The sequence below is a fragment of the Pseudomonas sp. 8O genome (assembly GCF_902506495.1).
GTDB classification, from domain to species: Bacteria; Pseudomonadota; Gammaproteobacteria; order Pseudomonadales; family Pseudomonadaceae; genus Aquipseudomonas; species Aquipseudomonas chaetocerotis.
Genome location: NZ_LR733265.1, coordinates 116,316 through 136,852 on the forward strand (window position 1 = coordinate 116,316; position 20,537 = coordinate 136,852).

21 protein-coding genes are annotated in these 20,537 nt (G+C 64.2%); 15 read left to right on the forward strand and 6 right to left on the reverse strand.

Going from position 1 to position 20,537, the window contains the following annotated elements; genetic code table 11:
• The first annotated feature begins 65 nt into the window (after nt 1-65).
• From epd to fba, 5 genes are all read left to right on the forward strand, one after another.
• A complete protein-coding gene (gene epd / locus GV002_RS14135) occupies nt 66-1,133 on the forward strand; it encodes an erythrose-4-phosphate dehydrogenase (protein ID WP_160019022.1) in 1,068 nt (355 codons plus the stop codon).
• Between the two features lie 3 nt (nt 1,134-1,136).
• Nucleotides 1,137-2,297 carry a phosphoglycerate kinase gene (locus tag GV002_RS14140; RefSeq protein WP_160019023.1) on the forward strand — a complete coding sequence of 387 codons (1,161 nt, stop codon included), beginning with the start codon at nt 1,137-1,139 and terminating at the stop codon, nt 2,295-2,297.
• Between the two features lie 103 nt (nt 2,298-2,400).
• Nucleotides 2,401-2,586, forward strand: coding sequence for a hypothetical protein (locus tag GV002_RS14145; protein WP_160019024.1), 186 nt, complete (start codon nt 2,401-2,403; stop codon nt 2,584-2,586).
• Nucleotides 2,587-2,598: 12 nt separating this feature from the next.
• Nucleotides 2,599-2,925 carry an MliC family protein gene (locus GV002_RS14150; RefSeq protein ID WP_160019025.1) on the forward strand — a complete coding sequence of 109 codons (327 nt, stop codon included), beginning with the start codon at nt 2,599-2,601 and terminating at the stop codon, nt 2,923-2,925.
• Between the two features lie 123 nt (nt 2,926-3,048).
• Nucleotides 3,049-4,113, forward strand: coding sequence for a class II fructose-bisphosphate aldolase (gene fba / locus GV002_RS14155; protein WP_160019026.1), 1,065 nt, complete (start codon nt 3,049-3,051; stop codon nt 4,111-4,113).
• Between the two features lie 89 nt (nt 4,114-4,202).
• On the opposite strand, the gene GV002_RS14160 is transcribed toward fba, so the two are convergent.
• Nucleotides 4,203-4,886, reverse strand: a complete 684-nt coding sequence (locus GV002_RS14160) for a polysaccharide lyase family 7 protein (protein WP_160019027.1) — start codon at nt 4,884-4,886, stop codon at nt 4,203-4,205.
• A 364-nt stretch (nt 4,887-5,250) separates the two neighbouring features.
• Between GV002_RS14160 and GV002_RS14165 the strand changes: the two genes are divergently transcribed.
• Genes GV002_RS14165 through GV002_RS14175 form a run of 3 tightly spaced genes read left to right on the forward strand, consistent with a single transcriptional unit; the run spans nt 5,251 to nt 7,381 of the window.
• Complete coding sequence (locus GV002_RS14165) at nt 5,251-5,727, forward strand: hypothetical protein (RefSeq protein WP_160019028.1); 477 nt, start codon at nt 5,251-5,253, stop codon at nt 5,725-5,727.
• A 13-nt stretch (nt 5,728-5,740) separates the two neighbouring features.
• Nucleotides 5,741-6,841, forward strand: coding sequence for a PQQ-dependent sugar dehydrogenase (locus GV002_RS14170; RefSeq protein WP_160019029.1), 1,101 nt, complete (start codon nt 5,741-5,743; stop codon nt 6,839-6,841).
• A 39-nt stretch (nt 6,842-6,880) separates the two neighbouring features.
• A complete protein-coding gene (locus tag GV002_RS14175) occupies nt 6,881-7,381 on the forward strand; it encodes a YgjP-like metallopeptidase domain-containing protein (RefSeq protein WP_178094749.1) in 501 nt (166 codons plus the stop codon).
• A 66-nt stretch (nt 7,382-7,447) separates the two neighbouring features.
• On the opposite strand, the gene GV002_RS14180 is transcribed toward GV002_RS14175, so the two are convergent.
• The 4 genes from GV002_RS14180 to yccS all read right to left on the reverse strand — a co-directional run bounded on the left by GV002_RS14180 (nt 7,448) and on the right by yccS (nt 12,309).
• Nucleotides 7,448-7,681, reverse strand: a complete 234-nt coding sequence (locus GV002_RS14180; RefSeq protein ID WP_160019031.1) for a DUF2789 domain-containing protein — start codon at nt 7,679-7,681, stop codon at nt 7,448-7,450.
• 65 nt (nt 7,682-7,746) lie between these two features.
• Entirely contained in the window at nt 7,747-8,229 is a 483-nt protein-coding gene (locus GV002_RS14185) for a GreA/GreB family elongation factor (protein ID WP_160019032.1), read from the reverse strand.
• 51 nt (nt 8,230-8,280) lie between these two features.
• Nucleotides 8,281-10,080, reverse strand: coding sequence for a diguanylate cyclase (locus GV002_RS14190; protein ID WP_160019033.1), 1,800 nt, complete (start codon nt 10,078-10,080; stop codon nt 8,281-8,283).
• 57 nt (nt 10,081-10,137) lie between these two features.
• A complete protein-coding gene (yccS, locus tag GV002_RS14195) occupies nt 10,138-12,309 on the reverse strand; it encodes a YccS family putative transporter (protein WP_160019034.1) in 2,172 nt (723 codons plus the stop codon).
• A gap of 217 nt (nt 12,310-12,526) precedes the next feature.
• Between yccS and GV002_RS14200 the strand changes: the two genes are divergently transcribed.
• The 7 genes from GV002_RS14200 to GV002_RS14230 all read left to right on the forward strand — a co-directional run bounded on the left by GV002_RS14200 (nt 12,527) and on the right by GV002_RS14230 (nt 18,694).
• Complete coding sequence (locus GV002_RS14200; protein WP_256667093.1) at nt 12,527-13,972, forward strand: NfeD family protein; 1,446 nt, start codon at nt 12,527-12,529, stop codon at nt 13,970-13,972.
• The gene (locus tag GV002_RS14205; RefSeq protein ID WP_160019036.1) at nt 13,972-14,733 is read left to right on the forward strand and encodes a slipin family protein; all 762 of its coding nucleotides are present in this window, start codon (nt 13,972-13,974) and stop codon (nt 14,731-14,733) included. The genes GV002_RS14200 and GV002_RS14205 overlap by 1 nt, the downstream gene beginning before the upstream one ends.
• A gap of 88 nt (nt 14,734-14,821) precedes the next feature.
• Nucleotides 14,822-15,361, forward strand: coding sequence for a TetR/AcrR family transcriptional regulator (locus tag GV002_RS14210; RefSeq protein WP_160019037.1), 540 nt, complete (start codon nt 14,822-14,824; stop codon nt 15,359-15,361).
• 63 nt (nt 15,362-15,424) lie between these two features.
• A complete protein-coding gene (locus GV002_RS14215) occupies nt 15,425-16,126 on the forward strand; it encodes a glutathione S-transferase N-terminal domain-containing protein (protein WP_160019038.1) in 702 nt (233 codons plus the stop codon).
• A complete protein-coding gene (locus tag GV002_RS14220) occupies nt 16,123-16,806 on the forward strand; it encodes a glutathione S-transferase N-terminal domain-containing protein (protein WP_160019039.1) in 684 nt (227 codons plus the stop codon). The genes GV002_RS14215 and GV002_RS14220 overlap by 4 nt, the downstream gene beginning before the upstream one ends.
• A 91-nt stretch (nt 16,807-16,897) precedes the next feature.
• Nucleotides 16,898-18,022 (forward strand): alanine dehydrogenase, encoded by a 1,125-nt coding sequence (ald, locus tag GV002_RS14225; RefSeq protein WP_160019040.1) that lies wholly within the window; start codon nt 16,898-16,900, stop codon nt 18,020-18,022.
• Nucleotides 18,023-18,058: 36 nt separating this feature from the next.
• The gene (locus tag GV002_RS14230; protein WP_160019041.1) at nt 18,059-18,694 is read left to right on the forward strand and encodes a protocatechuate 3,4-dioxygenase; all 636 of its coding nucleotides are present in this window, start codon (nt 18,059-18,061) and stop codon (nt 18,692-18,694) included.
• An 8-nt stretch (nt 18,695-18,702) separates the two neighbouring features.
• On the opposite strand, the gene GV002_RS14235 is transcribed toward GV002_RS14230, so the two are convergent.
• A complete protein-coding gene (locus GV002_RS14235) occupies nt 18,703-20,514 on the reverse strand; it encodes an SLC13 family permease (protein ID WP_160019042.1) in 1,812 nt (603 codons plus the stop codon).
• Between the last annotated feature and the right edge of the window lie 23 nt (nt 20,515-20,537).

The following is a 20,537-nucleotide window of genomic DNA, read 5'->3' on the forward strand; positions in this document are numbered from 1 at the left end:
CCACCGTTACACCGCCCGGTGGATCAATAAAGCGCGATCCACCCTACGTTCATCCGAGATATCCTATGTCCAATCGTCCCTATCGTGTCGCCCTCAACGGTTATGGCCGCATCGGCCGTTGCGTGCTGCGCGCGCTGCATGAGCGTGGCAATTCGGCGAGTCTGGAAATCGTCGCGCTGAACGACCTGGCCGATCAGGCCAGCATCGAATACCTGACCCGCTTCGACTCCACCCACGGGCGCTTTCCCGGCGAGGTGAAGGTCGATGGAGACTGTCTGCACATCAACGGCGATTGCGTGAAGGTGCTGCGCCAGAGCGAGCCCGAGGCCATCGACTGGGCGGCGTTGGATATCGATCTGCTGCTGGAGTGCTCCGGCCAGTACGTCACCCGTGACCAGGCGCAACGCTTCATCGACGCCGGCGCGCCGCGCGTACTGCTGTCGCAGCCGATGGCCAGCGAGGCGGATATCGATGCCACCGTGGTCTACGGAGTCAATCAGCAGTGCCTGAGCGGCGCCGAGCGACTGGTATCGAATGCATCCTGCACCACCAACTGCGGTGTGCCGTTGCTGAAACTTCTCGATGAGGTGGTGGGTCTGGAGTACGTCTCCATTACCACCATCCACTCGGCGATGAACGACCAACCGGTGATCGATGCCTACCACCACGAAGACCTGCGCCGCACGCGCTCGGCCTTTCAGTCGGTGATCCCGGTGTCCACCGGCCTGGCGCGTGGCATAGAGCGCTTGCTGCCGGAGCTGGCTGGGCGTATCCAGGCCAAGGCCATCCGTGTGCCGACGGTCAACGTCTCCTGTCTGGACATCACCCTGCAGACCGCGCGCGATACGTCTGCAGAAGAGATCAACCGCGTGCTGCGCCAGGCGGCGGAAAGTGGCCCGCTAAAGGGGCTGCTGGCCTACACCGAACTGCCGCACGCCAGCTGCGATTTCAACCACGACCCGCATTCGGCCATCGTCGACGGCAGCCAGACCCGTGTGTCCGGCCCGCGCCTGGTCAACCTGCTGGCCTGGTTCGACAACGAGTGGGGGTTTGCCAACCGCATGCTCGATGTCGCCGAACATTTTCTCGCTGCATCCACTTCCTCCGTACAACCAGCCTTTGTGAAGGACTGATCCATGACCGTTCTGAAGATGACCGACCTCGACCTCGCCGGTAAGCGCGTGTTGATCCGCGAAGACCTCAACGTCCCGGTGAAGGACGGTGTGGTCAAGAGCGACGCGCGCATCCTCGCCTCCTTGCCGACCATCAAGCTGGCGCTGGAGAAGGGCGCTGCCGTGCTGGTCTGCTCGCACCTGGGGCGCCCGGAAGAGGGCATCTACAGCGAAGAAGACAGCCTGGCACCGGTCGCCGCCTACCTGAGCAAGGCGCTCGGCCGCGACGTGCCGCTGGTCAAGGACTATCTCGGCGGTGTCGAGGTCAAGGCCGGCGAGCTGGTGCTGCTGGAGAACGTACGCTTCAACAAGGGCGAGAAGAAGAACACCGACGAGCTGGCCCAGCAGTACGCTGCCCTGTGCGACGTGTTCGTGATGGACGCCTTCGGTACTGCTCACCGCGCTCAGGGCTCGACCCACGGTGTGGCCAAGTTCGCCAAGGTCGCCTGCGCCGGCCCGCTGCTGGCTGCCGAGCTGGACGCCCTGGGCCAGGCCCTGGACAAACCGGCCCGACCGATGCTGGCCATCGTCGCCGGCTCCAAGGTGTCGACCAAGCTGGACGTGCTCAACTCCCTGGCCGATATCTGCGACTCGCTGATCGTCGGCGGCGGCATCGCCAACACCTTCCTCGCTGCTGCCGGCCTGCCGGTAGGCAAATCGTTGTACGAGGCCGATCTGGTCGACACCGCCAAGGCCATTGCGGCCAAGGTCAGCGTACCGCTGCCGGTCGACGTGGTGGTCGCCAAGGCCTTCGCCGAGGATGCCGAAGCCACCGTCAAGGCGGTCAAGGATGTGGCTGAAGACGACATGATCCTCGACATCGGCCCGCAGACTGCGGTGATGTTCGCCGAGATGCTCAAGGCTTCGCAGACCATCCTGTGGAACGGCCCGGTCGGTGTGTTCGAGTTCGATCAGTTCGGCAACGGCACCAAGGCCCTGGCCCTGGCCATCGCCGAAAGTCCTGCGTTCTCCATCGCTGGCGGTGGCGACACCCTGGCAGCCATCGACAAATATGGCGTAGCCGACAAGATCTCCTACATTTCCACTGGCGGCGGCGCGTTCCTCGAGTTCGTCGAAGGCAAGGTGCTGCCAGCTGTGGAAGTGCTGGAGCAACGCGCGCAATAAACACCGGCTAGGGTGAAGGGGCGTCCTTCACCCGCCGCGGATTAAACCCTGACGTGAACGGGTGGTCTGTAGAAAACCGGATCATCGAACAAGGAGTCATGTCATGGGCAAGTTAGCCGTCTTGAGTGTCATGGGTATATTGCTGGCGGGTTGCGCTGGCGGTGGTCGAGAAGCGGCCTGCGAGGTGTTCAGCCCGGCGCAGATCGAAACTCCAACCACTCAGGATGATCAGCGTGTCGAGCAGAGCAGTGGTCAGCCCACGGGTTCGACACCGGAACAGCGTTGCTGACGAGGAGAGGCAATGATCGGAATCAGACTGGTGGGGCTTGCTGCCGCCACCCTGCTGCTTGTGGCCTGCAGCAGTCAGCCAGAGGCACCGGATCAATGGAATCGTTGGGTATGCGACAGCCAGACCGAAGTACTGTGGCGCTTCGCCAACGACAGCGTCGACCAGGTGGATCTGCGCCTGGGCGGTGACGACATCGTTTACCGTCTGACTCAGGAGCCGGCAGGATCTGGCGCCCTGTACAGTGACGGGCGTTTGTCCTTCCACACCAAGGGTGAGGAAGGCCTGGTCTACTGGACGGCGACCGATGACCTGATAGGCCGCGGCTGCAAGGCCCCGTAACATCCTCGGCGACGCCGAGGCGAGAACTGCGGGCATGCCCGAGCTTCAGGAAACTTGAACAACGCCTGCCCCTGCGGCAGGCTTGCACGATTAACGACCTCCAAACCGGGAGACAGAAACACCATGGCACTTATCAGCATGCGCCAGATGCTCGACCACGCCGCCGAATTCGGCTACGGCGTGCCGGCCTTCAACGTCAACAACCTCGAGCAGATGCGCGCCATCATGGAAGCCGCCGACAAGACCGATTCGCCGGTCATCGTCCAGGCCTCCGCTGGTGCCCGCAAGTACGCAGGCGCGCCTTTCCTGCGCCACCTGATCCTGGCTGCCATCGAGGAGTTCCCGCACATCCCGGTGTGCATGCACCAGGATCACGGCACCAGCCCTGATGTCTGCCAGCGCTCCATCCAGCTGGGTTTTTCCTCGGTGATGATGGACGGCTCGCTCAAGGAAGACGGCAAGACTCCGGCCGACTACGACTACAACGTGCGTGTGACCCAGCAGACCGTTGCGTTCGCCCACGCCTGTGGCGTGTCCGTGGAAGGCGAACTGGGCTGCCTGGGTAGCCTGGAAACCGGTATGGCCGGTGAAGAAGACGGCGTCGGCGCCGAGGGCGTGCTGGATCACAGCCAACTGCTGACTGACCCGGAAGAAGCCGCCGCTTTCGTCAAGGCTACCCAGGTCGATGCCCTGGCCATCGCCATCGGCACCAGTCACGGCGCCTACAAGTTCACCAAGCCGCCAACCGGCGACGTGCTCTCCATCGAGCGCATCAAGGAAATCCACAAGCGCATCCCCAACACCCACCTGGTGATGCACGGTTCCTCCTCCGTTCCGCAGGAATGGCTGAAGGTGATCAACGAATTCGGCGGCGACATCAAGGAAACCTACGGTGTGCCGGTCGAAGAAATCGTCGAAGGCATCAAGCACGGCGTGCGCAAGGTCAACATCGACACCGACCTGCGTCTGGCTTCCACGGGCGCCATCCGCCGCATGATGGCCGAGCACCCGAGCGAGTTCGACCCGCGCAAGTTCTTCGCCAAGACCATTGTCGCCATGCGCGACATCTGCATCGCCCGCTACGAAGCCTTCGGCACCGCCGGCAACGCCTCCAAGATCAAGCCGATCTCCCTGGAAGGCATGTTCCAGCGCTACGCCAGCGGCGAGTTGAACGCCAAGGTCAACTGAGCCTGTGCGGGCGCAAGCCCGCCGCCTGGTTCAGCCGAAAGCCGCGACTGCGCAAGCATCGCGGCTTTTTCATGCCTGGCGTTCGGGCTTCAGGGTGCTGCGCTGAGCAGGGCGCGGTGCTCGATAAGCAGCTTGTCGAAGCGCGCGGCTCCCGCCTCGGTCTCGTAGCCAGTGTTGTCCTGGGTGTAAACGCCGGCCTTGAAATACAGCGGCTTCTGAGCCCAGCTCGAGTGAAGTCGAGTGCTCCATTTGCTGGCGTTGAGATTGATTACCAGCGTGCCTTTGGGTGTCAGGTGAACCACATAGGTGAAGCGCTGGCTCAGGGCAATGTCAGTAGCCAGGGTAACGGTCTGAATCTCGGCCTCGGGGCTCAGGCGTACCTTGGCGACGATATTGCCGCTGGCGGTGTTGGTCTTGTACTGGTATTCCAGCTTGAGCAGCGGCATCGAGCTCTTGTAGGCGTGGATCTGACCGATGACGATCTTGCCGGTCGACGGCACCTGGCTAACGCTCAGCGCGGCGCGCAGGAAATGGTCGGCTCCCGGATAAGTCCAGTTGCGCAGGCTGCCGTCGGCGTAGGTCTCGCGTAGCTCGCTGCGGGGGTACTTGGCGCTCTCGGTGGTGGTGCCGTTGACCGGTGACCAGAAGAAGATGGCGCCATCTTTGGACTGGAAATAGTGATCCTGATATCCACCGGCCAGCACGCGGGTTTCGATGGTAGTCGCCGGGACGCCGACTGGAATGCTGAGATTCCACATGGCGAGTTCGATCATGTTCAACGCTCCTGAAAAACGGAAACTTCAGTCGGTGGCACATCTCATCCAGGAGTCAGTAACGGCTTACTTGGCGTTCCAGCCGGTGACGCGCGAGCTAGAAGGGCGGCAGGGCTGCCTGTCGCGAGCAGCGAGTGCGCTCGTGGCAGGCGTTGTAACGGCCGCCGGTGGGAAAGCGAGAGGGCCGTACGTCGCATTGTTGGCGTCAATATAAGGTTGTGATCGGTGGCGTTTCGATTCACTCTGGAATCCTGTCGTGCTGCGCTCGGCTCGGTGCAGGTAAAACCCTGTAAAACACCCAGGGCATAACGGCTGATGGGGTACGCCATAATCCCTGCACTGTCGTTCCGGGAACCTGCCACCCATGTCCAGCAAGCCACGTCTGTTGCTCGCTTTCCTTCTTGCCGTGTTGCTGGCCTCGCTGCTCGCCTCGATCTTCCAGACCCAGACCAATCTCGCCGCGCTGCAGGCGCTCGGCGCGCCGATGCCGCTGGATGTGCGCGTCGGCACCACCTGCCTCGATCTACTCGGCTTCGCCCCGACCTTCGCTCTGCTCAGTACCCTGGGGTTTCTCATCGCCCTGCCGCTGGCTAACTGGCTGGCGCGGCGCATGCCGCCGCTGCGGTGGCTGATCTTCGTGCTGGCCGGTGCTGCAGCCATCTGGACGGCACTGGCACTGGCCAATGCGCTGGCGCCGATGCCGACTCTGATTGCCGCTGACCGCAGCCCTTTCGGCACGCTCGGGCTGATGGCCTGCGGTAGCGTCGGTGCGCTGCTGTTCGGCCTGCTCGGCCGACAAGTGCGCTACCGGACGCAGCCGACTTCCTCCGATTCTCTGTGACAAGGCGTTGCCCATGTTGAGAAGCACCCGCGCGCTGATGCTCGGCGCCCTGTTCGTCAGCACGCCGCTGCTGGCCCAGGACTACCGTGTCGAAATCTTCAGCGAAGGCCTGGAGAACCCCTGGGCCGTGGCTTTCCTGCCGGACGGTCGCATGCTGGTTACCGAACGTGTCGGGCGGCTGCGCATCATCGAAGCCGACGGCAGTGTCGATCCCGAGCCGGTGGCGGGTTTGCCCGAAGCCTTCATCGCTGCCCAGGCCGGGTTGATGGAAGTGGCGCTGGATCCCGACTACAGTGACAACCGCTGGCTGTACCTGACCTATGCGCACGGCTCGCTGGAGGCCAACAACACGCGTCTGGCTCGCGCCCGCCTGGTGGATGACGAGCTGCACGACTTCGAAGTGTTGTTCACCGCCCAGCCGCTCAAGGCTGGCGCCGCGCATTACGGCGGGCGTATCGCCTTTCTCGCCGACAAGACCCTGGTGCTGACGCTGGGCGACGGCTTCGACTGGCGCGAGCAGGCGCAGAACCCGGCCAACCACCTGGGCAAGATCGTGCGCCTGAACCGCGACGGCAGCGTGCCGCAGGACAACCCGCTGGTGGGGCAGGAAGGCGCTGCGCCGGAGATCTACAGCCTCGGCCACCGCAACGTCCAGGGCATCTTCTACGACGCCGAGCACAACCGGCTGTATAGCCACGAGCACGGCCCGCGCGGAGGGGACGAGCTCAACCTGATCGAGGCCGGCAACAACTACGGCTGGCCGCTGGCGACCTTCGGTATCGATTACACCGGTGCGCGCGTGAGCCCCTACACCGAGCTGCCGGGGTTGACCTCGCCATTGCTGCACTGGACGCCCTCGGTGGCGCCGTCGAGCCTGACCCTGTATCGCGGTGAGCGTTTCCCCGAGTGGCAGGGCGACTTGTTCGCCGCCACCCTGGCCGAGCGCAGCGTACGACGCATTCGCGTGCGCGACGGCATGCTGGCCGGTGAGGAAATCCTCTTTGAGGAGCTGGGCGAGCGCATTCGCGATGTGCGCAGCGGGCCGGACGGCGCGCTTTATCTGCTCACCGATAACCCAGAGGGGCGCCTACTGCGTGTGGTGCCCAGCGAGTAATGCGGCATCCGTTACACTGGCGGTCCTGATGTATGTGGAATCGTATCGTTGAAGTATCTACAGGGTTATCCGGTTGCCTTGCAGCAGCAGGTTCGCCAACTGATCGCCGATGACCGGTTGGGCGACTACCTGGCGCAGCGCTATCCGGGCCGGCATGAGGTGCAGAGCGACAAGGCGCTCTACGGCTACGTGATGGCGCTCAAGCAGGAACACCTGAAGAATGCGCCGGCCATCGACAAGGTGCTCTACGACAATCGCCTCGACCTCACGCACCGCGCCCTGGGCCTGCACACGGCGATCTCGCGGGTGCAGGGCGGCAAGCTCAAGGCGAAGAAGGAGATTCGCGTCGCCTCGCTGTTTCGCGATGCGGCGCCGGCCTTCTTGCAGATGATCGTGGTGCATGAGCTCGCGCACCTGAAGGAGGCCGATCACAACAAGGCTTTCTACAAGCTGTGCGATCACATGTTGCCAGGCTATGCGCAGATCGAGTTCGACCTGCGCATGTACCTGACCTGGCGCGAAATGACCGGCACAGGCTGAGCCACAGGGCGCGGCTGGCTCGATCATAGGGTGCGCCGTGCGCACCGGTGGCGCACCCTGGACGTCTTAGCTATGCAGGCGCACGTTGAGCTGGTCGACTACCTCTGCCCAGTCGGCGTCTTCGAGGATTTCCTCGCGCAGCAGCGCAGCCTGCGCCGGGCTCCAGAACGGGGCGTCGGCCAGCGAACAAGCAGCTGGCAGCGGCGAATGGGTACTGATGAAGGCGCTGATGCTGGCGGCGTCGTCGGGCAGACCGAGCTGCTTGAACAGGGCTGGCAAGCTGTGGATTGGATTTTCCATGGTATGGGCTCTCGCAAGGCGTGGTGTTCATCGCTCATTACCAACCCTAGCCCAGATAGTTCCTCTTACGTGGCTGCCAGCACCTCGAAAACCTGCTGGCGGTTCCCTACTGGCAGGCTTATCTCGTCGCCGGGCTTCTTGCCGAGCAGCAACCTACCGAGCGGTGCGGTATGGCCGAGCACCTGGATGGTCTGGTTGGCCAGTTGCAGTTTCATACTGGCGCCTGGTGGGCCAAGGAACAGCCATTGTTCGTGGCCATCCTCGGCCGCAAGCTGCACCAGTGCGCCGAGCTGGATACCCTGCTCGATATCGAAGGGGCGCGGGCGCAACTGGCGCCAGGTGATCAGGGTCTGGCGCAGTTCTTCGACGCGGCGCGCCTGACCACTGGCCAGGTAGGCGGCCTCCAGGCCCAGGGTGTCGTACTTGTTCTCGGCGACGTTCTCTTCGTGGGTAGCCGCTTCGTGGGCGCTGAGGGCGGCGAGGCTGGCCTGTTCGAGGTCGGTCTGCAGATGGGTGAGCACGTCTTGCAGCAGCAGATTCTTGTCCATGGTGCGTTTCGGATTCGGGTTGGTGAAAGGGACGGCGGCCCCTCTTCAAAGCTATTGGGTGGCCAGTTGAACGCGGTTGCGACCTTTGGCCTTGGCGCGGTACATGGCGGCATCGGCCAGGCGAATCAGCATGGTGGCATCGTCGGCGCCGCAGCTCAGGGCGATGCCGATGCTGGCACCGACGCGCACGGCACGATCTTCCAGGTGCATCGGCGTGTCCAGTCCTTCCAGCAGGCGCTTGGCCAGGTCATGCGCATGTTCGGCTGATTGCACGCTCTCGCAGATCACCACGAACTCGTCACCGCCGAGGCGGGCAGGCAGATCGGTATCGCGCACGTACTGCCGCAGGCGCCGCGCTATTTCGGCCAGTACCAGGTCGCCATAGCCATGGCCGTGCTGGTCGTTGATCGGCTTGAAACCGTCCAGGTCGATCAGCATCACGGCCAGTAGTTCGTTGCGCCGCAGGCTGCGCGCCAGTGCCTGCTCCAGGTGTTGCTGCAGGGCGGTACGGTTGGCCAGGCCGGTCAGTGGGTCCTGCAGGGCCAGCTCACTGAGGCGCTGATTGGCCTGTTCCAGGGCCTGGGTGCGTTCGGTGACGCGCTTGGCGAGGATCTGTTCGTTGAGCTGCAGCGCGGCCTCGCGCTGGCGCTTGAGTTCGTTGAAACGTGCTGCCAGGGCAAAGGACAACAGGATCATCTCAAGCCCCGAGCCGATCTGCATGGCGTACAGGGTAAGGAAATTCGACGGGATCAGGGCGAAGTTGCGCAACGCCAGCAGCACCGCGCCGGTCAGCAGCATCAGCCAGGCCAGAGCGAACAGGCGAGCGCCGGGCACCCGGTAGCCAACGCAGACGAAGCTGGTGAGCAGTAGTGTCAGGGTGGCGATCAGGCCGGTCAGCGACATCAGCTGCAGCGCGCGCTGCAGCGGCAGCAGCACACTGGCCAAGACGGCCACGCCGATGGCGATGGACAGCATCAGCAGGCCCTTGTCCCAGCGCGGCAGCCACTGGCGGGTATCGAGAAAGCTGCGCGCAAAAACCACCGACAGCAGCGCCGCCGACGTCAGGCTGACCGGCAGCATGCGGTTGCTCCAGGGCGCAGCTTCGGACCACAAATACTGCGCGCCAAGACCATTGAGCGAGAGCACGCTGAGGGCGAAGGCGAACATGAACAGCACATAGTTGAGGAAAGGCCGTTCGCGCAGGGCGAGAAACAGCAGCAGGTTGTACAGCCCCAGTGCGATCAGCACGCCGAAGTAGATGGCATGCACCAGATAACCATTCTGACTGTGCTGCTCGAAATCGCGCGCAGGCATCAGGGTGCCGCTGAGGGTCATGCTGCCGCGCGAGTCGACGCGCAGGTACAGCGTGCGTTGCTCGCCGGGCTGCAGCGCGATCTCGAATACCGGGTTGCGATGGCCGACGCTGCGCTGCGCGTAGGGCACGGTGTCGCCGCTGCGCGACTCGCGCACGCCATCGGCGCCGATGTCGTACAGGCGCACCTCGTCCAGCGAGGCGTAATTCAGCTCCAGGCGCCAGACGCGTGTTTGCTGGGCATCCGATTGCAGCGCCAGGCGCAGCCAGATCACTCCCGGCACGTAGCCGAAGTTGAGGTCACGGCGGTTCAACGAGGGTTGGAAAGGGGCATCGACAGCGCGAACGTCGTCCAGGCTCAGCGCGCTCTGGGGATCGACGAGAAAGTCGACCCGTCCATAGAGATCCTGTGCTGCGCTGCTGTCGTCCAGGCGCGTGCTGGCGAGAGTGACCTGGCACGCCAACAGCAGGCTGCACACCAGCAGCAGACCCGGCAGCGAGGCCAGGTAGGTGAGGGTGGTGTGTCGGTTGGCTGGCATGGGCAAGGCCTGGGAACTAGGCGTCGTCAGATAGTGGCAGAAAGCCCCGTGAGCCTGCTAGTGGCGATCCTTCTGCAGATGCGCGGCCAGCGTGCGCAGGGGCGCGAGCTGGCGGCAGATCAGCGCCAGTTGCGTCTGCACCAGGCGCTGGCGCTCGTCGACGTCGTCGGCGATCTGCTCCAGGCTCTGCGCCAGTGCCTGTTCCTCGTCGCTGTGAATGGCTAACGGCTGCTCGCCGCGCAGGCCGGTGGCGATTTCATCGAGGCTGCTCGCCAGCGCTTCGGCCTGTTCCAGTAATTGTGCCTGGGCCGTCTGCGGCAACTGCTCGCCACGATGGGCGCCGAGCCCGGAGAGGTAACTGAGCAGGGTGTGCGACAGCACCAGGAAGCGAAAACCGAGGTCGGCGTCCTTACGGAAGTACCCTGGCTCCATCAGCATGTTGCCGAGTGTGGTGGACAGAGCTGCATCGGCGTTGTGCGCGTTACGTCGAGCCAGGCGGTAGCCGAGGTCGTCACGCTTGCCGTGTGCGTACTGGGCGATGATCTGCCGCAGATAGGCGCTGTTGCAGCTCAGCGTGCTGGCCAACATGCGCCCCAGGCGACGGCCCTGCCAGTCCGGCAGGATCAGGAACACCGCCAGCCCGGCCAGCATGCCGCCGAGCAGGGTGTCGACCAGGCGCGGCAGGAACAGGCCATAGCCATCGCCGATCTGGTTGAAGCAGAACAGCACCAGCAGGGTGATCGCCGCCGTGGCCAGGGTGTAGCGCGTGCTGCGTGTGGCGAAGAAGGCGACGCCGGCGACCACGGCGAACAGGGCCTGGATGCGTGGGTCGGGGAACAGATCGATCAATGCCCAGCCTAACCCCAAGCCAATCAGGGTGCCGACGATGCGCTGCACCAGCTTTAGACGCGTGGCGCCGTAGTTCGGCTGGCAGACGAACAGGGTGGTCAGCAGAATCCAGTAGCCCTGGGTCGGATGAATCAGGTGCAGCAGGCCATAACCGGCAGCCAGAGCAATGGACAGGCGCAGCGAGTGGCGAAACAGCAGCGAGGTGGGTGTCAGTTGCTGGCCGATACGCTCGATGACCTCGCGCAACGAATGCGGTTCGCGATCCAGCAGGCTGCTGTCCTGCTCATCGGCCAGGGCGTCGGGGTTGCTGGCACTGCCGAGCAGCAGGTCGAGGCTGGCCAGGTTGCCGGCCAGAGCGCCGAGCGAGCGCAGCAGGCGGCGCCAGGCCGGGTTGCTTTGCAGGTGCAGGTGGTCGAGGGAGGCATGCAGGTCTTCCAGAGCCTGGCTGCACAGCTCGCGGTATTCGAACGGCTGGCGCAACTCGATGGCACTGCCCAGGCGCTGGCAGGCTTCGCCGTGCAGACGCAGCAGGCGCTGGCAGCGAAACAGCACATCGCTGTGGAAGAAGGCTTCGGCCAGTTCGTTGTAAGGGTAGTGCGACGAGCTGGCGCGCTCGTGGATGTCCTGGGCAAGGAAGTACAGCTTCAGATAACGATTGACCTTGGGGCCTGGGCGACCGCCTCCGACCCGGTGCAGGATGATCTCCTTGGCCGCGTTGAGTGCGGAGACTACGCGGCCATTCTGCTGGGCCAACTCCAGACGGCGTTGCTCCACATCCAGCTGGCGCACGGGTTCGAACAGCGCTGCTTTGAGCTTGAGGTACTTGCCCAGCTCGCGAAACAGTCGGGCCAGGGCGAGCTGTACCGGCTGATGGGCGAACAGGCCATGCCAGATCACCGACAGCAGGCCGTACCAGGCGGCACCAGCCACCAGCAGCAACGGTTCCAGCCACAGGCCGGCGACGCCGCCGCGCTGCTCGACGCCGATCATGCTGTACACCGCGAGGATCAGCGTGCCGGAACCCAGGGTGGCGAAGCGTTCACCGAGTGCGCCGAGCATGGTCAGACAAAAGGCGGAAAAGGCCAGGGCGATGACGAACAGCCAGGGATAGGGAAAGAGAAATTCCACCGCATAGGCCGCCGCGCTGAAGCAGGCCAGGGTGACCAGCACTGCGCCGAGGCGGCCTTTCCAGCTGTCGTCGGTCTCGGTCAGGGCGCTGGCGATGATGCCGAGAAACAGTGGGATCAGCCCATGCATCCAGCCCTGCCACCCGCATAGCGCCAGGGCTCCGGCCAGGGCGATGAATACCCGCAGGCTGGCGCTGAACTTGTCCAGCGCCCAGAGGCGGCGCAGTGATTGACGAAGGCGAGGGCGGGGCATAGGAAGTCTGGTCGGAAACGATCTGAGCAGCCTACCGGAACTGGCCAGTCACTGGGTATCTGTCTGCCGGCAATCTGTTTGGCCTGGTGCCTTTTGCAATTTCGTCGTCCGTCTCGCGGATAAGTCTGCTTCTACAGCGAGCAACTGCTGGCGCACCCGTACATCCCCTGTAGCACATCCGCCGGTCCTGTCGCGGGAGCCGCTGGAGGCATGAACTATGCTCAACAGAGGCCCTCCGCCAGCTGCCTGGTATCACTGCGGGGCCTGGGAGTCGAACGTGTTTCCTGGCTGGTTGCGTCTGTGTCTGTGTGCCCTGATCCTCTGCGGTTCGGTGGGGGCGAGTGCGGCGCCGGGCGCGGTGGTGCAGCTGCAGGTGGACGGGGTGATCGGCCCGGCCAGTGCCGACTACCTGGTGCGCGGCTTGGCCAAGGCGGTGGATGAAGGTGCGCAACTGGTGGTGATCGAAATCGACACGCCGGGCGGCCTGGATAGCTCCATGCGCGCCATCATCAAGGCGATTCTCGCCAGCCAGATTCCAGTGGCCAGCTATGTCGCCCCGGGTGGCGCGAGGGCAGCCAGCGCCGGCACCTATATCCTCTACGCCAGTCATGTCGCCGCCATGGCGCCGGGCACCAATCTCGGCGCAGCCACGCCGGTGGCCATTGGCATGCCGGGGGCGCCGAGCAAACCGACGGGCGAGGACAAGGAGAACACGCAGAAGAAGGGCGAAGCCGACAAGATGCCGGCTGATGCCATGACCGCCAAGCAGGTCAACGATGCGGCCGCCTACATCCGCGGTCTGGCGAATATGCGCGGGCGCAATGCCGAGTGGGCCGAACAGGCGGTGCGCGAGGCTGTCAGCTTGTCCGCCGAGGAGGCGCTGGAGCAGAAGGTGATCGACTATCTGGCCAGGGACCTGAGCGATCTGCTGCGCCAGCTTGATGGCAAGTCCCTGCAAGCTGCAGGCGTCGAAGTCACCCTGACCACCGCCGGTGCGACGCTGATCAGCCATGCGCCGGACTGGCGCACCCGGCTGCTGGCGGTGATCACCAACCCCAGCGTGGCGCTGATCCTGATGATGATCGGTGTCTACGGCCTGTTCTTCGAATTCTCCAATCCCGGCAGCGGCGTCGGCGGTGTGCTCGGTGGCATCAGCCTGGTGCTCGCGCTCTATGCCCTGCAGCTGTTACCGGTGAACTACGCCGGGGTCGCGTTGATCCTGCTCGGTATTGCCTTCATCACCGCCGAGGCCTTCTTGCCCAGCTTCGGCGTGCTCGGTATCGGCGGGGTGGTTGCGTTCGTCTTCGGCGGGTTGATCCTGATCGACACCGACGTGCCGGGCTTCGGCATCCCGCTGGCGCTGATCTTCACCCTCGCACTGATCAGTGCCGCGCTGATCCTGGCCATAGTCGGTATGGCGCTTCGGGCCAGGCGGCGTCAGCAGGTGGCCGGTGACAGCGGTCTGGTCGGCAGCCTGGTGGCGATAGTCGCGGTGCGCGACGACGATCCGCGCGTCGCTTGGGTGGCGCTGCAGGGCGAACGTTGGCAGGTGCAGGGCGCCTCTGCGTTAAGGCCCGGGCAGCAGGTACGAGTCACGGCGCGCGATGGCGTGCATCTGCAGGTCAGCGCGGTGGATGAATCCCCGCCCCAAGGAGGTCACTGATGGGCTTCGAACTGAGTTTTCTTTCGTTGGTAATCATCGTCCTGGCACTGCTCGTCTCATCGTTTCGCATCCTGCGCGAATACGAACGTGGCGTGGTGTTCCAGCTCGGCCGTTTCTGGCGGGTCAAGGGGCCGGGCCTGGTGCTGGTCATCCCCGGGCTGCAACAGATGGTGCGGGTTGACCTGCGCACTATCGTGCTGGACGTTCCGACCCAGGATGTGATCTCCCGCGACAACGTCTCGGTCAAGGTCAACGCGGTGGTCTACTTCCGCGTGCTCGACGCGCAGAAGGCGATCATCCAGGTCGAGGATTACCACGTCGCCACCAGCCAGCTGGCGCAGACCACCTTGCGTGCAGTGCTCGGCAAGCACGAGCTGGACGAGATGCTCGCCGAGCGCGAGCGGCTCAACCTCGACATCCAGCAGGTGCTCGACGCGCAGACCGACGCCTGGGGCATCAAGGTGGCCAACGTCGAGATCAAGCACGTCGACCTCGACGAGTCGATGATCCGCGCCATCGCCAAGCAGGCCGAGGCCGAGCGCGAGCGGCGGGCCAAGGTGATTCACGCCGAAGGCGAGCTGCAGGCCTCGGAAAAACTCATGCAGGCCGCCGAGATGCTCGGCCGCCAGTCCGGCGCCATGCAGCTGCGTTATATGCAGACGCTGAGCAATATCGCCAGTGACAAGAGCTCGACCATCGTCTTTCCACTACCGGTGGAGTTGTTGCGCGGCATCGTCGATCTGAAGGAGCCCAAGGCTTGAATTTAGAACCGATCGGTTCTAAATTGCGTGCATGACGACACGTGGACGCCCCAAGAGCTTCTGCCCGGACCGGGCCCTGGAAAACGCCATGCAGCTGTTCTGGCAACGCGGTTATGAAGCCGCGTCGCTGCAGGACCTGCAGGCGGCCACCGGGCTGTCCAAGAGCAGCCTGTATCAGACTTACCCGAGCAAGCAGGCCTGGTTCGTCGCTGCCTTCAGCCGCTACGTAGCGCAGCGTCGTGCCTTGTTGCTGGAACAGCTTGCTGCCAGCACCTCGCCGCTCGCTTTCATCCGCGAGCGATTGCTCAGTGTGCTCGAAGACGACGGCCCTGACGGCGTGCCGCGTGGCTGCATGCTGGTCAATGTCGCCAATGAATTCTCCCTGTCGGAGCCAGCGCTGGTGCCGGTTCTGCAACGGGCCACGGCAGGTATCTGCCAGGTCTTCGAACAGGCGCTCGAACGCGCCGTGGCCTGCGGCGAGCTGAGCAACGCTCAGGACCTCGCGGCTCGCGCCAGTTATCTGCAATGTGTGATGAGTGGCTTGCGTACCCAGGTGAAATCCGCGGTGCCGGCGGATTCGATCCGCGCCACCGTGGCAGTGGTGATGGCCAGCCTGGATTGCGCCTGAGTCGTCCTGTGCTGGTTTTTGTTCGCTTGATTTTTGGACTGATTGGTTTTGAATGGGGGTGGTATGCGGGAATTGTTCGAGTTATGCGGTGCCGATCCTGAGCTGGTGTTTTCGCCTTACTGCTGGCGCGTACGTCTGGCGTTGGCGCACAAGGGGCTGGACTGGCAGAGCCGACCGACACGTTTCACCGACAAGGAGTTGATCGCTTTTTCCGGGCAGAAGCTGGTGCCGGTGCTGATCGACGAAGGTGAAACGGTGCATGACAGCCTGGCGATCTTCGCCTACCTCGATCAGCGTTATCCACAACGTCCCTTGCTCGGTGACGCGCTGGCTGCCGAGCGCGCCCGCCTGATCGAGCGCCTGAGCTTTCATATGGTGCGTGTGCCGCTGTTGAAGACTCTGATCCCGAGGGTCTGGCAGGTGATCGACCCGGCCGACCGCGAGTATTTCCGCAGTAGCCGGGAGAAGGCGCTGGGCATGAGTCTGGAGGCGTTCGCCGATCCGCAGGGCGGTGAGCGGTTGTTCCGTGAAGGCGTGGCGTCGCTGGAGATGTGGCTGCGTGATCAGCCCTTCCTCGACGGTCAGGCCCCTGGAGGCTGTGACTACCTGCTGGCCGGCATGCTGCTCTGGGCCTGGTGCCTGGGCGCGCAACCCTGGGCCGACGATTCGGCGCTGGGCGCCTGGTTCGCGCGCATCCTGCAGACGTATGAAGCGACTCACGGCCCGGTCAAGCGGGCCGCGATCCACGTGGAGGAAAACCAATGATAGACCTGTACTACTGGACCACTCCCAACGGCCACAAGGTCAGCATCTTTCTCGAGGAAGCCGGGCTGGACTACCGCGTCGTCCCGGTGCATATCGGCAAGGGCGAGCAGTTCGCACCCGAGTTTCTCCAGATCGCGCCGAACAACCGCATTCCCGCCATCGTCGATCATGCGCCGGCCGATGGCGGTGAGCCCATCGCCCTTTTCGAGTCCGGGGCGATTCTCGAATACCTGGCCGACAAGAGCGGGCAGTTCCTGCCGCGCGAGACACGCGCGCGTTTCACGGTGCTGCAGTGGCTGTACTGGCAGATGGGCGGCGTTGGACCGATGGCCGGGCAGAACCACCACTTCGTGCGCTACGCGCCGGAGCCGATTCCCTATGCCATCGACCGCTATGTGAAGGAAACCGCCCGTCTCTACGGCGTGCTGGACCGTCAACTGGCCGGGCGCGACTACGTGGCGGGCGACTACTCCATCGCCGACATGGCCATCTATCCCTGGGCCAAGCTGTGGAAGATGCAGCAACAGAAACTGGAGGACTTCCCCAACATGGCCGCCTGGCTCGAACGCATCGATGCACGCCCCGCAGTACAGCGTGCCTACGCGCTGGTAGAGCAGGTGAATGCCGATCCGCAGGCCTTGCTCACCGCAGAGGCGCGGCGCCTGTTGTTCGGGCAGTGACGGACGGACGAAATTTCTCGCGGATTTTCCTGTGAGCTGGCTCACGCTTTCCTAGACTGCAACTGTTGGCCCGCAATGGTTGGAGATGGTTATGCGAATCGGCGTACCCAAGGAAATCAAGAACCACGAGTACCGAGTCGGCCTCACGCCACAGTCGGTGGCCGAGCTGACGGCGCTCGGTCATGAGGTCTGGATCGAAACCCATGCCGGTGCCGCTGTCGGTTTCGCCGACGAGGATTACCTCGAGGCGGGCGCACAGATCGCCCGTAATTCGTGCGAGGTGTTCCAGCAGGGGCAGTTGATCATCAAGGTCAAGGAGCCTCTGGCGGTGGAACGCGCCAGGTTGCGAGCCCACCACACGCTGTTCACCTACCTGCACCTGGCGCCGGATCGGGCACAGACCGAAGAGCTGATGGCCGGCGGTGCCACCTGCATCGCCTACGAGACGGTGACCGATGCACAGGGCCGGCTACCGTTGCTGGCGCCGATGTCGGAAGTGGCCGGGCGCATGTCGATCCAGGCCGGCGCCGGCTGCCTGGAAAAGGCCCGCGGCGGGCGTGGTGTATTGCTGGGAGGCGTACCAGGCGTGGCGCCGGGAAAGGTGGTGATTCTCGGTGGCGGCGTGGTCGGCAGTCATGCCCTGGCGATGGCGGTCGGCCTGGGCGCCGATGTCACGGTGCTGGACAAGAGCGTCGACGCGCTGCGCCGGCTCGATGCCCATTACGGCAATCGCATCACCACGCTCTACTCCACTCGCGCGGCGGTGCGCGAGCAGGTGCTGGCGGCCGATCTGGTGATTGGCGGGGTGCTGATTCCCGGAGCTGCCGCGCCCAAGCTGATCACTGCGGACATGGTGCGGCAGATGAAGGCCGGTGCAGTGCTGGTGGATGTCGCCATCGATCAGGGTGGGTGCGCCGAGACCTCCCGCGCCACGACCCATGCCGAGCCCACCTATGTGGTCGATGATGTGGTGCACTACTGCGTGGCCAACATGCCCGGCGCGGTGGCACGTACCTCGACCCTGGCACTGAACAACGCCACCCTGCCGTTCGTCGTGGCGCTCGCCCAGAAGGGCACTCGCCGCGCCTTGCAAGACGACCCGCATCTGCTGAATGGGCTCAACGTGGCCAGGGGTGCAATCACCTGCGGCAGCGTGGCCGAGGCCCATGGACTGCCTTTTCAATCGGCCGCCGGGGTGCTGGAGCATCTGTCATAAGGGCCACCCGGGTTGCGCGCTACGGAGGAAAAGACCATGTCCAGCCGTCGTCATCTCCTCTTCGCAGCTGGCGGCGCGTTGCTGGCCAGCCCGGCACTGGCGCTGGCAGAGCGCCTGCTGACGCCACGGCAGACGCTCGGCCCCTTCTACCCCGACCAACTACCGCTGGATAACGACAACGACCTGGTGCGAGTCGACGGCCAGGCCGCAGAGGCGCGCGGGATTCGCGTGCAACTGCACGGCTCGATCCTCGATGCGGGTGGTCGGCCACTGGCGGGGGCACGGGTGGAAATCTGGCAAGTGGATGCCAACGGTATCTACCTGCACAGTCGCGGCGGTGACCGCCAGAAGCTCGATCTCGGGTTCCAGGGCTATGGCCGTTTCATCACCGCGGCCGATGGACGCTACCGCTTTCGTACCATCCGCCCGGTGCCCTATCCCGGCCGCACCCCGCATATCCATCTGGCGGTGAGCCTGCCCGGCCTGCCGCGTTTCGCCACGCAGTGCTATGTCCAAGGCGAACCGCTCAATCAGCGCGATGGCCTGCTCAACGCGATCCGCGACTCACGCTTGCGCGAACTGTTGGTCGTGCCCTTCGTGCCGGTGAGCGGGCAGACCGACGAGCAGGTCGCCCGCTTCGACGTGGTGCTCGGCATCACCCCGAGCGCTTGAGTGGATGATTACAACGGCCAGATCCACAGCAGCATGGGCACACTGATCAGCACCACGAGGATTTCCAGTGGCAGGCCCAGGCGCCAGTAGTCGCCAAAACGGAAACCACCGGGGCTGAGGATCAGGGTGTTGTTCTGGTGGCCAATGGGCGTGAGGAACGAGCAGGAGGCGCCGATAGCCACGGCCATCAGCAGCGAGTCCGGGCTGACGCCGAGCTGGCTGGCGGCGCTCAGCGCGATGGGGCACATCACCGCTGCAGTCGCCGCGTTGTTCATGAAATCCGACAGGGTCATGGTCACCACCAGCAACAGGGTCAGGGTGATGATGGCGTTGCCCTGTGCCAGGTTCTCCATCAGCAGGCGTGCCAGCAGATCGGCTGCGCCCGTCGCGGACATCGCACCGGCCACCGGGATCAAAGCCCCGAGCAACACGATCACCGGCCAGTCGATAGACTCGTAGACGGCGCGCAGCGGCACCAGACGCAGCAGCATGTAGGCCAGTACACCGCTGGCGAAGGCAATCGCAGCCGAGAGCAGGCCGAAGGCGGCGGCAGCGATGGCCAGCAGCATGATGCCGAGCGCGAGGTTGGCCTGTCGTGGATCGGGAATGTTGATGGCGCGTGCGGCCAACGGTACGCAGTCATAGTCGCTGGCGAACTCGCCGATATCCTCGGCGCTGCCCTGCATCAGCAACACGTCACCGCCCTGGATCAGGGTCGAGCGCAGACGCTTGATCGAGCGATGGCTCTGCCTGGAAATGGCCAGCAGGTTGATGGAATAGCGGCTGCGCAAACGTGTGCTGCTGGCAGAACGGCCAATCAGTGATGAGTCGGGCTTGACCAGCAGTTCCTGCATGGCACGGTCTTCGCCGTTGCTGGCTTTCTTGTCTGCTTCGCCGTCCTTGGCCTGCTGCTGCTCGGCTTCCTCGGCTTCGCGCTCGGCCTCCAGCAACAGGTCCAGCTGGCCGAGCACCTCGCCCAGCTCCTCCGGTTCCGCTTCGATCACCAGTACGTCGTCGGCCTGCAGTACGCGCCGAGGGTTGGGCGCAGTCAGGCGCAGCTTGTTGCGCACCATGGCCACCACCTGGGCGTCGGCCTCGTCGAGCAACTGTTCGATCTCGCGCAGGGTCTTGCCCTGGGCCTTGCCGCCTTCCTTGACTCGCGCCTCGGTCAGGTAATGGCCAGTGTCGAAGCTGGCGGCGTTACCTACTTCGCGCTTGGGCACCAGGCGCCAGCCGAGCAGGGTGATGAACAGCACGCCGGCCACTGCCACGGCGACACCGACCGGGCTGAAATCGAACATGGCGAAGGGACCGCTGCCATTCTGGGCGCGAAAACTGGAGACGATCAGGTTCGGCGGTGTACCGATCAGCGTGGTCATGCCGCCGAGGATGGTGCCGAAGGCCAGTGGCATCAGCACGCGCCCCGGCGGCAGTTCCAGGCGTGCAGAAATCTGCAGGGCGATCGGCATCAGCAGGGCGAGGGCGCCGACGTTGTTCATGAATGCCGAGAGCAGCGCGCCCAGGCCGGTCAATGCGGCGATGGAAAGCAGCACGCCTGCGCCGCTGGGCAGCAGACGTTGGGCCAGTCGGCTGACTGCCCCCGTGCGCTGCAAACCATGGCTGAGTACCAGCACGCAGGCGACGGTGATCACCGCTGGGTGACCGAAGCCTGCAAAGGCTTCTCGCTCGGGCACCAGGCCAACGATTACACAGGCCAGCAGCGCACCCAGCGCTACCACGTCATGGCGCCAGCGACCCCAGATGAACAAGCCCATGCTGGCAACGAGAATGACGAAAATCAGGCCTTGTTCGAACGTCATGAGGCGGTACCGTCCCTGTTATG